This window comes from Streptomyces chengmaiensis (assembly GCF_029846775.1).
In the GTDB taxonomy this organism is placed as follows: domain Bacteria; phylum Actinomycetota; class Actinomycetes; order Streptomycetales; family Streptomycetaceae; genus Streptomyces; species Streptomyces chengmaiensis.
Window position 1 is genome coordinate 42,465 of sequence record NZ_JARWBG010000007.1, and the last position, 13,230, is coordinate 55,694.

Annotated in this window: 11 protein-coding genes; 5 read left to right on the plus strand and 6 right to left on the minus strand. The window is 72.3% G+C overall.

From position 1 onward, the window contains the following. Window positions 1-116: 116 nt before the first annotated feature. From QCN29_RS08705 to QCN29_RS08720, 4 genes are all read left to right on the plus strand, one after another. Complete coding sequence (locus tag QCN29_RS08705) at window positions 117-2,768, plus strand: SpoIIE family protein phosphatase/ATP-binding protein (protein ID WP_279927150.1); 2,652 nt, start codon at window positions 117-119, stop codon at window positions 2,766-2,768. Between the two features lie 219 nt (window positions 2,769-2,987). After that, the gene (locus QCN29_RS08710) at window positions 2,988-3,653 is read left to right on the plus strand and encodes a hypothetical protein (protein WP_279927151.1); all 666 of its coding nucleotides are present in this window, start codon (window positions 2,988-2,990) and stop codon (window positions 3,651-3,653) included. 502 nt (window positions 3,654-4,155) lie between these two features. Then, window positions 4,156-4,566 (plus strand): DUF7144 family membrane protein, encoded by a 411-nt coding sequence (locus tag QCN29_RS08715; RefSeq protein WP_240134654.1) that lies wholly within the window; start codon window positions 4,156-4,158, stop codon window positions 4,564-4,566. Between the two features lie 75 nt (window positions 4,567-4,641). After that, window positions 4,642-5,052: an SHOCT domain-containing protein gene (locus tag QCN29_RS08720; RefSeq protein WP_279927152.1), complete on the plus strand. Its 411-nt coding sequence runs from the start codon at window positions 4,642-4,644 to the stop codon at window positions 5,050-5,052. Between the two features lie 168 nt (window positions 5,053-5,220). Here QCN29_RS08720 and QCN29_RS08725 read toward each other — a convergent pair whose 3' ends face one another. Both QCN29_RS08725 and QCN29_RS08730 read right to left on the minus strand, forming a co-directional pair. Further along, on the minus strand, window positions 5,221-5,421 hold the full coding sequence (locus tag QCN29_RS08725) for a hypothetical protein (RefSeq protein WP_279927153.1): 201 nt from the start codon (window positions 5,419-5,421) through the stop codon (window positions 5,221-5,223). Window positions 5,422-5,542: 121 nt separating this feature from the next. Further along, the gene (locus tag QCN29_RS08730; protein ID WP_279927154.1) at window positions 5,543-8,281 is read right to left on the minus strand and encodes a LuxR C-terminal-related transcriptional regulator; all 2,739 of its coding nucleotides are present in this window, start codon (window positions 8,279-8,281) and stop codon (window positions 5,543-5,545) included. A gap of 308 nt (window positions 8,282-8,589) precedes the next feature. Here QCN29_RS08730 and QCN29_RS08735 point away from each other — a divergent pair, with 308 nt between their 5' ends. Continuing rightward, complete coding sequence (locus tag QCN29_RS08735; protein ID WP_279927155.1) at window positions 8,590-9,513, plus strand: glutamate ABC transporter substrate-binding protein; 924 nt, start codon at window positions 8,590-8,592, stop codon at window positions 9,511-9,513. Between the two features lie 24 nt (window positions 9,514-9,537). On the opposite strand, the gene QCN29_RS08740 is transcribed toward QCN29_RS08735, so the two are convergent. The 4 genes from QCN29_RS08740 to QCN29_RS08755 all read right to left on the minus strand — a co-directional run bounded on the left by QCN29_RS08740 (window position 9,538) and on the right by QCN29_RS08755 (window position 13,222). Then, window positions 9,538-9,978 carry a PRC-barrel domain-containing protein gene (locus QCN29_RS08740; protein WP_279927156.1) on the minus strand — a complete coding sequence of 147 codons (441 nt, stop codon included), beginning with the start codon at window positions 9,976-9,978 and terminating at the stop codon, window positions 9,538-9,540. Continuing rightward, the gene (locus QCN29_RS08745) at window positions 9,978-10,538 is read right to left on the minus strand and encodes a PRC-barrel domain-containing protein (protein ID WP_279927157.1); all 561 of its coding nucleotides are present in this window, start codon (window positions 10,536-10,538) and stop codon (window positions 9,978-9,980) included. The genes QCN29_RS08740 and QCN29_RS08745 overlap by 1 nt, the downstream gene beginning before the upstream one ends. Beyond that, window positions 10,535-10,681 carry a hypothetical protein gene (locus QCN29_RS08750; protein ID WP_240134661.1) on the minus strand — a complete coding sequence of 49 codons (147 nt, stop codon included), beginning with the start codon at window positions 10,679-10,681 and terminating at the stop codon, window positions 10,535-10,537. The genes QCN29_RS08745 and QCN29_RS08750 overlap by 4 nt, the downstream gene beginning before the upstream one ends. Before the next feature lie 102 nt (window positions 10,682-10,783). Continuing rightward, window positions 10,784-13,222 (minus strand): glycoside hydrolase family 65 protein, encoded by a 2,439-nt coding sequence (locus tag QCN29_RS08755; RefSeq protein WP_279927158.1) that lies wholly within the window; start codon window positions 13,220-13,222, stop codon window positions 10,784-10,786. Window positions 13,223-13,230 lie beyond the last annotated feature (8 nt).

Consider the following 13,230-nt stretch of genomic DNA (forward strand, 5'->3'; position numbering starts at 1 on the left):
ATGGCCGGAAACTTTCGGGGCCTTCGCGGCGGGCAGATCGCGCAAGCCCGTGGCCCGCAACCTCGGCCGGTGCTACAAATGAGCATGTGATCAGCCGCTTCGACCGACTCCGGGGCGTGTCGGCCCGGTCACTTTTCGGCGTGCGCCCCCGGACGGTCGCCGGGCAGGTCTTCGTCCTCCAGGTGGCGGTCGTGGTCCTGCTGGTCGTGGGTGCGATCCTGGCGCTCTTCCTGCAGAGCCGTGCCGACGCCGACGCGGAGGCGAAGAACCGGTCCGTGGCCGTCGCGGAGACCTTCGCGCACTCCCCCGGGCTGATCGAGACGCTGAACCTCCCCGACCCCTCCGAGGTGCTCCAGCCGCTCGCGGAGGATGCGCGCCGGGCGGCGGGCGTCGACTTCATCGTGGTGATGAACACCGAGGGCATCCGCTACTCGCATCCGCTGCCGGAGCGGATCGGGCAGCGCTTCGTCGGCACCATCGAGCCGTCCCTCCAGGGAGAGGTGCTGCTGGAGAGCGTGGACGGGCCGCTGGGCCAGGAGGTCCAGGCCGTGGTGCCGGTGACGGCCCCGAACGGCACGGTCGTGGCGCTGGTGTCCGCGGGGATGAAGGTCGAGAACGTAACCGGGGAGGTGTACGAGCAGCTTCCGCTGATCTTCGGCGCCGGGGCCGCGGGCCTGGCGGTGGCGATGACCGGCACGGCGCTGGCGACCAGACGGCTCAAGCGGCAGACGCACGGTCTGGGTCCGGAGGAGATGACCCGGATGTACGAGCACCACGACGCGGTGCTGCACGCCGTGCGCGAAGGGGTGCTCATCGTCGGCGGCGACGGGCGGCTGCTGCTGGCGAACGACGAGGCCAAACGGCTGCTGGAGCTGAGTCCCGACGCCGAGGGGCACCGGATCGCGGATCTGCCGGGGCTCGACCCCTCGATGGCGGAGCTGCTCGCCTCCGGACTTGCGGTCTCCGACGAGGTTCGACTGGCGGGAGACCGGCTGCTGGCGGTGAACCAGCGGACCACCGACGGCCCCGGCGGGCCGCTGGGCACGGTGGCGACGATCCGCGACTCCACGGAGCTCCAGGCGCTCGCCGGGCGCGCGGAGGTGGCGCGCAAGCGCCTCAAGCTGCTGTACGACGCCGGGGTCGGCATCGGCACTTCGCTCGATGTCACCCGGACGGCGGAAGAGCTCACGGAAGTCGCCGTCCCCGCCTTCGCGGACTTCGTCACCGTCGACCTCGCCGACCCCGTCCTGCGGGGCGAGGAGCCCGGTGCACGTGCGGGCATGCGCCGTACCGCCGTCCACGGCATCCGGGACGACCATCCGCTGTACGAGCGCGGCAGGCTGATCGAGTTCGTCGCCTCGACACCGCAGGCGCGCGGGCTGGGCAGCGGCCAGGCGGAGCTGGTCCCGGAGCTGTCCAGGGCGCCGGGCTGGCAGGCCCAGGACCCCGAGCGGGCCAAGGAGATCGTGGAGTACGGCATCCACTCGCTGATCACGGTGCCGCTCCAGGCGCGCGGGGTGGTGCTGGGCGTGGCCAACTTCTGGCGCTCCGAGAAGCCGGGGCCGTTCGAGGACGAGGATCTGTCGCTGGCCGAGGAGCTGGTGGCCCGCGCCGCCGTCTCCGTCGACAACGCACGCCGCTACACCCGCGAGCACGCCATGGCGGTGACGCTGCAGCGCAGCCTGCTGCCGCGGGCGCTGCCCGAGCGCAGCGCGGTCCAGACGGCGCACCGGTACCTGCCGGCGCAGTCCGGCGTGGGCGGCGACTGGTTCGATGTGATTCCGCTGCCGGGAAGCCGGGTGGGCCTGGTGGTGGGCGATGTGGTCGGACACGGGCTGCACGCCGCGGCGACGATGGGTCGGCTGCGCACCGCCGTGCACAACTTCTCGACGCTCGATCTGCCTCCCGACGAGCTGCTCGGACGCCTCGACGACCTGGTCGGCCGCATCGACCAGGACGAGGCCGAGGCGACGGGCGACGAGGGCCGGGCGATGACCGGTGCGACCTGCCTGTACGCGGTCTACGACCCGGTGGCGGCGCGCTGCACCATGGCGCGGGCCGGGCATCCGCTGCCGGCCCTGGTCCATCCCGACGGCCGGGTCGACTTCCCCGAGCTGCCCGCCGGGCCGCCGCTGGGTCTGGGCGGCATGCCGTTCGAGGCGGCGGAGCTGGACGTGGCGGAGGGCAGCCAGCTGGTGTTCTACACGGACGGTCTGATCGAGGACCGCAGCCGCGACATCGACGTCGGCATCGAGCTGCTGCGGCAGGCCCTGACCCACCCGGACCGGCCCCCGGAGGAGAGCTGCCGCGCGGTGCTGGCGGCCCTGCTGCCCGAGCGGCCCAAGGACGATGTGGCGCTGCTCATCGCCCGTACGCGGGTGCTGGGGCGGGACCGGGTTGCGGAGTGGGACGTGCCGAGCGAGCCGAGCGCCGTGTCCGGGATGCGCGCCACGGTCGGCGAGAAGCTTCAGCAGTGGGGGCTGGCCGAGCTGGCGTTCAGCATGGAGCTGCTGCTCAGCGAGCTGCTCACCAACGCGATCCGCTACGGCGTGGCGCCGATCCGGGTACGGCTGCTGCACGACCAGGGGCTGACCTGCGAGGTGGCCGACGGGAGCAGCACCTCGCCGCATCTGCGGTACGCCGCGACGATGGACGAGGGCGGGCGCGGGCTGTTTCTGGTGGCGCAGATCGCCGACCGGTGGGGTACCCGCTACACCCCGGCAGGAAAGATCATCTGGGCGGAGCTCGCCACTCCGTTGGTACCCTGAAGGCTTTCTGACGTTGCGTCAGATCACTGGAAGGACTCCTTCAGGTTTCGGAATCAACTACAACTTTACCTTCCTTTGGTGTAGCTGTGATGGCTGGTAAGCGAGTCTCGCAGGGACCAGGCGGCGATCACTCGACCAGCCCTCGGGGCACTCAAGTCCCGTGCTTCAGGCTGGAGTTCGCCGGCCCCCCAAGCACAGTGCGAGAGGTACCGCATGACGATGAACCCCTTGAGGCGCGGCGGCAGGATGCTCGCCCTCGCGGCGGCTGCATTCGGCGTGATGGCCGCCACGGCCTCCCCCGCGGCGGCGGACGACGGGCCGACCCGGGAGCTGCTGATGGCGGACTGCCGTTCCGGCCTGGGCAAGTGCACCTTCAACGACCCCAAGCTGGGCGAGGCCTACCTCGGCTCGTTCCGGCAGGTGTCCGACTCCCTCTACAACTGCAGCACTTCACCCGCGACCCAGTCGATGACCTGGAGCGACTCGGTGGGCTCGACGGACTCCTTCGGCGTGTCGGTCACCGCCGGCGGCAAGATCGCGGGCCTGGTGGACCTCAGTGTGACGGCGAGCTACAACCACACCTGGTCGAGCACGCACTCCGAGAGCAGCTCGCTGAGCATGACCGTCGCTCCGGGCGAGGTGGGCTGGATATCCCGCGCTCAGGTGATGCAGAAGGTGTACGGCACCTGGCAGACCCACTACGACAGCCCCAAGTGGGGGCACTACTACTGGTTCTTCGGGGACGCGATCACCGGTCCGGCCAAGAACGGCGCGGACGGCAAGAACAACGCGGTGATCGTCAAGACGCGGAAGATGACGGCTGCGGAGAAGCGGTCGTGCTCCGCCGAGGGGTATCGCGGCAAGAAGTTCGTCGAGCGCCGGTGACCGGCGAGCTGACGCACTGACGAGCGGACGCAGAGGCGGGCCGCGGCCGGGGAGGCCGCGGCCCGCTTCGTCGTCACGCACGACGGTCACGCACGACGGTCACGGCGTGTCGCCGGACGAGCACCCGCCCACCCGCCGTCCCGGCTCATGGCGCGCGCCGCTGCTTCGACTGCCGGGTGCTTCCGCGCCCGGGCCCTCGTCTCCACGGCGTTCGCACCCCGCGGGACGTCAGTCAGGCGAGGGGTCAGACCCACCAGCGGCGTCACCACGTCACATCCTCACTGTCAGGCGTCGCTCCGCTGCGCGGCCGGTCGGGGCGCGCCATGAGCCGGCGTCGGACATGCGTACCGGGTACCGGGCGCTGCGGACCGTGCGGCACACCGCGCCGGGGGCCCGCGGGGGCAGCTCACCCGCCGGGGGTGAGGCCGAAGGGCCGCACCGGGCGGATGCTCTGAGATGTACCGCAGCGCACGCTGCACGGTTCGTCAGGAAAGAGAGAGCCATGGCGACCACTACTCGACACCGGTCCGAGGAAGCCACCGCGGCTGCCAGGGGCCTTGTGGCCTTCGCGGCCGTGATGCTGTTCATCGGCGGTCTGCTCGACCTCTTCCGGGGCATCATGGCCATCGGAAACGACGACATCTACGTGGCCACGCCGGACTACGTCTTCCAGTTCGACCTCACGGGTTGGGGCTGGTTCCAGCTGATCCTCGGCGCCGTCGCCATCCTGGTGAGCCTCGGGCTCTTCGCGGGTTCCGTCGCGGCGCGTGTCGCGGCAGTGGGCCTGGCCGGAATCCTGATCATCGTCAACTTCCTCACGATCCCGTACTACCCGTTCTGGTCGATCGTGCTGATCGCGGTGTACGGGTTCATCATCTGGGCCCTGTGTGTGTACAAGCCAGAAGAGTCCTGAGCGGTCGCGGGGCGTCCGGCAGCTGAACTTCCGCGGGGGCCGTCGGCGCCCCCTTCCCACCGGCAGGAGGTCGCGATGACCGACTTTCCCCTCCTCAACCTGTTCCTGACCATGCTGTGGTTCTTCATCTGGATCCTGTGGCTGATGCTCCTGTTCCGGATCATCGCCGACATCTTCCGCGACGACAGCATGGGCGGCTGGGGCAAGACGGGCTGGACCGTCTTCGTATGCCTCCTGCCGTTCCTGGGCGTCTTCGTCTATCTGGTCGCCCGCGGCCGCGACATGGGCGAGCGCGAGTTGCGCCACGCCCGGCGCCAAGAGGAAGCCTTCCGCAGCTACGTCCGGGAGGCCGCCGAGAGCCCGCCCGGCGGCGGCGCGGGCACGGGCCATGCGGACGAGCTGGCGAAGCTCGCCGGTCTGCGCGAGCAGGGCGACCTCACGGCCGAGGAGTACGAGCGGGCCAAGACGAGGGTCCTGGCGGGCTGAACTCCGGGGCCTGAGCGCCCGGACGGCGGGAGCGTGCACAGCACGCTCCCGCCGTCCGGAGTGCGCCGCCGCCCGTGCGGCCAGCATCTCGCGTAACTCGCGCGTGTAACTCGCGCGTGATCTCTCGCAACCCGCGCGCGGCCCCGGATCTCGATCTCGCGAGGCCCCTTACTCGGGCAGCCGACGGAGTTCGACGACCCGCAGCCCCAACGCCTGGCAGCGGCTCAGCAGGCCGAACAGGTGCGCGTCGTCGGTCACCTGGCCGAACAGCAGCGTCTGCGACGGCACGACGGCGCTGTCCAGTTCGGGGAACGCCTCATGGCGCGTTACCTCCGACATGGCTCCGGCGATGCGGATCTCGTAGCGCATATGCGCACGCTTCTTCCGTCCTTGCGTCCCCCCGGTACGACCATGCTCGCCCCGGCTCTCCTCCCCCGGCATCACCCTGCCGAGGTGACCCCCGGTGAGCCGCGCGAGGGAGCGCAAGCCGTCACAGCAGACGGAGTTCCCGGGCGCGCCGCACCGCCTCGCCCCTGCGGCGTGCGGAGAGTTTGCGGTGGACGCTCTTGAGGTGGGTCTTGACGGTGTTCACCGAGAGATGGAGCTCGTCGGCGATCTCCTGTGTGGAGAGCATCTGCGCCGCCCGCTCCAGCACCTGCCGCTCCCGCTCGCTCAACGGCTCCAGCACGGGGGGCGCGGCGTCCCCGTCCTGATGGGGGGCGGGCAGCCCGCCGAGGATCGCCGGCCCGAGCCAGGCGTGGGCCCACGCAAGGTCCGGGCGGCGACGCAGCAGCCGCAGGGACGGCCCGGACTCGCGGAACGGAAGACGCAGCCGGTCGGGGCGGGCCGCCGCGAGCGCCTGGGCGAGGACGCTCCGGGCCCCGGCCGGATCGCCGAGGCGGTCCAGCGTCTCCGCCCGGGCCAGCAGCAGCCGCACACGGATGCCGGGACCCGCGTCCCGGCCGCCGCCCCGAGGCAGGGCGTCAAGGAGCGCCAGCGCCGCATCGGCGTCTCCTGCGGCGAGGCGGGCCCGTGCGGAGGCGGCCGCGCACAGCGGATCGTGCGGGGACACTCCGCCGAGTGCCCCGACCGCGCCGTGCGGATCGTCCAGGGCCAGCAGCGCCGCGGAACGGACGACCGCGGCGTGGTCGAAGACCCAGGGGGACGGATGTGCGGTCGCCGGCGGCCGGGCCCCTTCGAGGGCGGCGAGCGCCGCGAGGGGGTCGCCCTCGGCGAGCAGCAGCCGGGAGCGCCAGAGGGCCGCCGCCGATGCCGCGACGGGGTCGTGGTGCGCGCCGGACGACTCGGCGGCGCGGTCCAGCTCGCCCCGGGCGGCGTCGGGGTCGTCGCGGTCGAGGGCGACGGCCGCGAGGACGAGGTGGGCCACTCCGGTACGGGAGCGGGGGGCGAGGCCGCCCTGTTCTGCCACGGCGAGCGCCTGTCGCGCATGTGCCTGGGCGGGGCCCGGCAGACCGCTCAGCACGTCGGCGAGGGCCAGCCGGCTGAGCGCCTCGTACCGGGGGTGGACCGTCTCCGGGGCCTCGGCCGCCCCGGAGATGTCGATCGCCCCACCCGCGTCGTGCAGCGTCTGCCGGGCGGCGTCGAGGCGGTGTTCCCACAGCAGAGCGGAGCCGAGGGCGGCGAGCGGCAGGGCGAAAAGCTCGGGGCGGCGGGCCCGCAGGTCCTCGGGAAGCCGCAGTGCGGCCCTCTCCACCTCGTACACGGCGGTCCGCGCCGTTCCGGCCGACCCGGTCAGCCGTCCCGCCAGCGCCCACAGGAACGCCCGGCTGATCAGGGCCTCGGCCGACGCCGTGGCCGCGGCCTCCTCCCCGGAAGCCCCGCGCAGCCACTCCAGGCCGCCGGGCAGGTCGTAGCGGGCCAGTGCGCACCCGGCGCGGACCAGGCAGGCGGCGAGCCCCGGGACGGCGGGCGGCATGGCGGAGAACAGCCCCGTCAGCCGGTCGGCGTCGAGGCCGGTGAACAGCCTGCCCACGGCCAGGTCCTCGACGAAACGGGTCGCGGCCCACTCCCAGTCGCCCGCGGCCGCCGCGTGGGGCAGCGCCTCGTCGATCCGCCCCGCGTCGCCCAGCCAGCGTCCCGCACGGCGGTGCAGCTCGGTGTCCAGGCCGGGGTGTCTGGCCCGCAGGTGGACGCGGAGGATCTCCGCGAAGAGCGCATGGTGCCGGTACCAGCCGTGGCCGATCGGCTCGACGAGGGCGTTCGACCGCGCCAGATCGGCGAGCACTCCCTCGGCGTCCCCGCGTCCGGTGAGCGCGTCGGCCAGGTCCGGGCAGGTCCGGTCCAGGACGCTGGTGCGCAGCAGCAGGTCCTGTACGGCTTCGGGCTGTGCTCCGAGAACCTCGGCGAGCAGATAGTCGGCGATCGTGCTGTGGCCCGCCTCGAAGCCGGCGAGGAAGCCCGCGGGGTTCGCGGCGTCCCGTGCGGCCAGCGCGCTCAGCCTCAGCCCGGCGGCCCAGCCCTCGGTGCGGGCGGTGAGCGCGTCGGCGGCGTCGGCCGGCAGGGACAGCCCGTGGCCGCGCAGCAGCCGGGCCGTCTCGTCCGGGGTGAAGGCCAGATCCGCGCCGCGGATCTCGGTGATCTCGCTCGCTGCCCGGTAGCGGTGGAGCGGCAGGAGCGGCTCGCTGCGGCTGGTCAGGACGAGCCGGAGCCCGGGCGCGGCATGCCGCAGCACCGACTGGAGCCCGGCGGCGACCTCCGGCGAGCTGATGTGGTCGTATGCGTCGAGCACGAGGATGACCGGTTCGGTGCGCCGGCTCAGCTGAGCGGCCAGCCTGGCCAGCAGGGAGGGGTCCACCTCGTCGGCGTGTACGGGGCTGCCGACGGCTCCGGGGCGTACGGACCCGTTCCCGCCCAGGGTGGTGAGGACACCGGCCCAGAACACGCCCGGCGCATCGTCCTCGGGCTCCAGCGTCAGCCAGGCCACCGGCGCGGGCGGGGCGGACGACGCCGCCCAGTGGGCGGCGAGCAGGGTCTTGCCCGCGCCCGCGGGGCCGGTGATCAGCACCAGGGGCCCGGCCGCTCCCGCGGTGAGCCGCCGGGTGAGGCGCTGCCTGCGGACAAAGGCCGACGGCAGGCCCGGGACGGCGAGCCGGGCCCCGTCCGCCGGATCGCCGCCGGGAAGGAGGGCGGCCCGGTGTACGCGGCCCGGCCCGCTCCTGCGGTCTGCGGCGTCGGGCGGACGGCCGGGACGCCCCGTCGGTGGGGACATCGCACTCACCCTGTGTCCGGCGTGGAGCGCCCGCGGCCGGGGAACCCGGTGGAACCCCCGCGAAGCGCTCTTTATTCGATCTTTACCCGTCGGGCCGGGGGCCGCAACAGGCCGCCCGCTCTCGGTGGAGATGTCCGCCCGTAGCCGGACCGTGATGCTCAAGTTCCGCTCAGATTTGCTGACGCCGGCTCGACGGCGTCCCTACTGTCTCTTCACCAATCAAGCGGGCGGAACGAACAGCTCCATAACGGGCATTTCGCCAGGGCTGTCGCACCACCGTGCGATCGCACGTATGAAGGATGTCCCACATGAAGTCCTGCAAGTCCGCGGCAACCGCCGCGATCGCCGCCATCACCGTCGTCCTCGCCGCGAGCGGGTGCAGCAGCTCGGAGAGCGCCGACGCCAAGCCGTCCGGCAGCAGTGCGGCAGGGCAGGACGGTCCCAGGCTGCCGGCCTACAAGGTGGCCCAGGACGTGGAGATCGACTCACCGGTGCTGAAGCGCGCCCAGGAGGCCGGGAAGCTGGTCGTCGGCGCCAAGAACGACCAGCCGTTCCTCGGCTACGAGGACGCCGACGGCAACCGCTCCGGCTTCGACATCGAGGTCGCCAAGATGATCGCCGCCGACCTCGGCTTCTCCCCGGACCAGATCGAGTTCAGGACGATCGACTCGAGCAATCGGGAGGCCGCGATCACGAGCGGCGAGGTCGATCTCTATGTCGGCACCTACACGATCAACGACGAGCGCAAGAAGCGCGTCGGGTTCGCGGGCCCGTACTACATGGCCGGCGCGGATCTGCTGGTCCGCAAGGACGACCGGTCGATCAGCGGCCCCTACTCGCTGGTGGGCAAGACGGTCTGCTCGGTCAAGGGCTCCACCGCCCTCAAGGAGATCAAGAGCCCGGAGTACGACACGAAGACCGTGGAGACCGCGAAGTACACCGAGTGCGTCGAGCAGCTGCTGGACGAGAAGGTCGACGCCGTCACCACGGACGACGCCATCCTCATGGGGTACGCCGCCCAGCGCCCCGGCGAACTGCGGGTCGTCGGGACCCCGTTCACCGAGGAGCCGTACGGAATCGGCATGGACAGGGACGACAAGGCGCTGCGCGAGGCGGTCTCCGACGCCATCGAGGCGCACGACCAGAACGGCGACCGCAAGAGCGCCTTCGACGCCACGCTGGGCCGGTCCGGGTCCAGCTACGGCGGCACGACGCTGATCGAGCGCTACTGACCCGCCCGGCGGGCCCGGGGGGCGTCAGTCGGGCGCGGACACCACGACCGCGTAGGACCCCGCACCCAGCAGCCGTTCGCCCGGGATCTCCTCGTCGTCCGTGATGAGCCGCAGGATGCGGCCGTCGTCCTCGTCGAAGTCGATGTCGGCGACCGCGCCCCTGAACGCCCCGGCCTCCGTCAGCACGGCCCTGCCCATCGGGTCGTGGCTCTTGTCGGTCGCGCCGTCGTCCTCGGCGTCCTTCTCGGCGACGATCTTGTCGAGACTGCGGACGGTGACGGCGTCCGCGCCGACCGACCGGATGTTGTCCCAGGTGAGCACGTGGCCGCCGCGGCCGCGTGTCTTCAGGCGCAGACCGGTCACCCGCGCCGGCGACGCGGCGACCGTGCACGCCGAGACGGAGCCCACGGTCTCGGCGGTGGTCACGCTGACCACCCCCAACCCGAGGATCTGGCTGAGCAGCATCACTTCTCCTGATCCAGTCGGTCCCGCAGCCCCGCCGCGGCGGCTGACAGCCCGGCGAGGTCGCCGGCGCTGAAGTCGGCCGTCGCATCGGGCACGATGACGAGTTCTCCGGACACGGCGACGGGCTTGATCACGGGCACCAGCGCCCGGCGGCGGTCTGCGGTCTCGATCTCGTATCCGACGACGCGGGGGGTGGTGCCCGTGGCGAGGACCGCATCGGTGACCTTGCCGAGGGCGGTGCCGCCCTCCGTCATGATCTGCGCGCCCAGCACGTTCCCCCCTCCCTTCGCCGTGTCGTCCCGGCGTGCCGCCTCGTCGTCCTCTTCCATGGCCGCGGCATCGCGGATCATGACCGCGTCCGGCCCCAGGGCATGGACCTTCCTCCACAGCAGCGCGCGCTTGAGCGGCCCGGCGAAGAAGCCCCGGCCGCTGAGCGTGAAACAGCGCACGCTTCCGCGTACGGGGTCAAAGACGATGTCCTTGACCTGGGCGACGTCCTCTCCGGCGAGGGTGACGACCGGCTTTCCGGTGATCTCCCGTGCGAGCAGATGCTCCGTCATCGCCTGTCACCCCTGCCCCTGCGCCGCGGACGGCCCTGGGCGATCACCCCGCCTTTGCGTCGGCGCGCCTGCGCGGACGCGACAGCCACGGCGCAGGCCGCGATCACGGCCAGGACGACGATGACCCAGACCCACCAGTCCATGAACCCGCCCTCCGTGATGCCACATGACGGCGTGGACGCCGTCCCTCTTTCCCAGGATGATCCGCTCGGCCCCCGGTGTCGAACGCAGCCGGACGCAGCCGCTCACCCGTCGGCGTCCGACCCGGCCGCGGCCAGGCGTCCGAGCCGGTCGGCCGGGCGCCGCCCCGTCGGCTGCTCGGGCTCAGCGACCTCCGCCGGCGGCGGCACCGGGAGCTCCACCGGCTCGGACGGGGTCACGGTGACCGGCTCGCCGTAGTGCAGCAGCCGGAGCGGACCGCCCTCCGCCAGGGTGTAGCGGACGGTGGAGCTCCGGATGTCCACACGCAGCCGGCGGCCCCGCACCAGAACGGTGAACGCCAGCCGGGACAGCGGCTCGGGCAGCCGGGGGGCGAAGCCGAGCCGTGCCCCGGCCGCCGTCGGGTCCGCCCCGTCGCCGAGGGCGCCTGGTCCGCCGTCGGGGCGGTCGTGGTGGCGCATGCCGCCGAGCCCGATCACCAGGGCGATCCAGGTACCCGCCAGGGAGGCCATGTGCAGCCCGTCCCGGGTGTTGTGCTCCAGGTTCTCCAGATCCATCAGGGCCGCCTCGCCCAGATAGGCGTAGGCCAGCCGCAGATGCCCGGTCTCGGCGGCGAGCACGGCCTGGCAGCAGGCCGAGAGGGAGGAGTCCCGCACGGTCAGCGGCTCGTAGTAGGCGAAGTTGCGGGCCTTCTCCTCGGCGGTGAAGGCGTCCGGGCAGGTCAGCATGGCGAGCACCAGATCGGCCTGTTTGACGACCTGCTTGCGGTACAGGTCAAAGTACGGGAAGTGCAGCAGCAGCGGATACTGGTCCGGCGAGGTGGCGTCAAAGTCCCAGTGCTGGAGACGGGTGAAGCCCTCCGACTGCTCGTGCACGCCGAGCGCGGCGTTGTAGGGGACCGCGATGCGGGCGGCGGCGTCCCGCCAGGCGGCGCTCTCCTCGTCGTCGACGCCGAGTTCCGCCGCCCGCTCCGGGTAGCGGACGGCCGCCTCTGCGGCGGCGACGAGATTCCGCCGGGCCATCAGATTGGTGTAGAGGTTGTCGTGGGTGACTGCGCTGTACTCGTCGGGCCCGGTGACGCCGTCGAGATGGAACACGCCTTCGGTGTCGTGGTGGCCGAGCGAGCGCCACAGCCGGGCGGTCTCCACGAGCAGTTCGAGCCCCGGGCCCCGGGCGAACTCCATGTCGCCGGTGGCGGTCACATAGCGGATGACGGCATTGGCGATGTCGGCGTTCACATGGAAGGCGGCAGTGCCTGCCGGCCAGTAGGCGGAGCACTCCGCGCCGGTGATGGTCCGCCAGGGGAACGCCGCACCGGCGAGGCCGAGCTGCCGGGCACGCTGCCGTGCGGCGGGCAGGGTCGCGTGCCGCCAGCGCAGCACCGAGGCCACCGTCTGCGGCGCCGTGGAAGTGAGCACCGGAAGGACGAAGGACTCGATGTCCCAGAACGAGTGGCCGTCGTACCCGGTGCCCGTCAGGCCCTTGGCGGGGATGGCCCGCTCCTCGCCCCGTGCCGCCGCCTGCAGCACATGGAACAGGGCGAAGCGCACGGCCTGCTGGATCTGGGCGTCGCCGCCCACCTCGACGTCCGCGCAGGCCCAGAAGCGGTCCAGATACTCCCGCTGCTCCGCGACGAGCCCCTCCCAGCCCGTGCTGCGCGCCGCCGCGACGGCCCCGTCCACCTGGTCGTGGACGGCGGGCAGCGACCGCTCGGCGGACCATCCGTAGGCCACGAACTTCACCAGCCTCAGCCGCTGCCCCGGCTCGAGGGTCGCGGTGACGGTGAGTCTGCTGACGTCCGGCTCGCTCTGGGACGACCAGAGGGTTCCCTCGGGGCCCTCGATCAGATGGTCGGCCGCCGCTCCCACCCGCTGCCCGCTGCGCTCGGTGCGGTGCACCAGCCGCAGCCGGGTGTCCTGGGCGAAGTCCTCCTCCGGCCGCAGCGGGGAGCCGATCGCCGCCGCCACCCTCGGATCTCCCCCGGTGTCCGGGAGCTGCTCGTTGGCGACCAGCTCGGACTGCACGGCCACCGCGGCCGGACCGTCCAGCGGCGTCACCTCGTACACGACGGCGGCCACGGCACGCTGGGTGAGGGACACCAGGCGGCTGGATGTGATGCGCACCGCCCGGCCGCCGGGGGTGGTCCACTCGGCGGTGCGGTGCAGCACGCCGGTGCGGAAGTCCAGCACCCGCTCGTGCGCCGTGAGCTCGCCGTAGCGCAGATCGCAGGGGTGGTCGTCGACCAGCAGCCGGATGACCTTCCCGTCGGTGACGTTGATCATCGTCTGGCCGGACTCCGGATAGCCGTACCCCGCCTCGGCGTACGGCAGCGGGCGCGTCTCGTGGACTCCGTTGAGATAGGCCCCGGGCAGTCCGTGCGGCTCGCCCTCGTCGAGGTTGCCGCGCCAGCCGACATGGCCGTTGGACAGGGCGAACACCGACTCGCTCTGGGCCAGGACGTCGAGGCTCAGCTCCGTCTCACGCAGCCGCCACGGTTCGACCACATAGCTGGAATGAGTGATCATCGGGCCTC

What these genes read in the sequence shown, in the direction of transcription:
- QCN29_RS08715 (WP_240134654.1), top strand. Translation starts at nt 4,156, where the DNA reads ATGGCGACCACTACTCGACACCGGTCCGAGGAAGCCACCGCGGCTGCC.
- QCN29_RS08725 (WP_279927153.1), bottom strand. Translation starts at nt 5,421, where the DNA reads ATGCGCTACGAGATCCGCATCGCCGGAGCCATGTCGGAGGTAACGCGC.
- QCN29_RS08740 (WP_279927156.1), bottom strand. Translation starts at nt 9,978, where the DNA reads ATGCTGCTCAGCCAGATCCTCGGGTTGGGGGTGGTCAGCGTGACCACC.
- QCN29_RS08710 (WP_279927151.1), top strand. Translation starts at nt 2,988, where the DNA reads ATGAACCCCTTGAGGCGCGGCGGCAGGATGCTCGCCCTCGCGGCGGCT.
- QCN29_RS08745 (WP_279927157.1), bottom strand. Translation starts at nt 10,538, where the DNA reads ATGACGGAGCATCTGCTCGCACGGGAGATCACCGGAAAGCCGGTCGTC.
- QCN29_RS08755 (WP_279927158.1), bottom strand. Translation starts at nt 13,222, where the DNA reads ATGATCACTCATTCCAGCTATGTGGTCGAACCGTGGCGGCTGCGTGAG.
- QCN29_RS08720 (WP_279927152.1), top strand. Translation starts at nt 4,642, where the DNA reads ATGACCGACTTTCCCCTCCTCAACCTGTTCCTGACCATGCTGTGGTTC.
- QCN29_RS08730 (WP_279927154.1), bottom strand. Translation starts at nt 8,281, where the DNA reads ATGTCCCCACCGACGGGGCGTCCCGGCCGTCCGCCCGACGCCGCAGAC.
- QCN29_RS08735 (WP_279927155.1), top strand. Translation starts at nt 8,590, where the DNA reads ATGAAGTCCTGCAAGTCCGCGGCAACCGCCGCGATCGCCGCCATCACC.
- QCN29_RS08750 (WP_240134661.1), bottom strand. Translation starts at nt 10,681, where the DNA reads ATGGACTGGTGGGTCTGGGTCATCGTCGTCCTGGCCGTGATCGCGGCC.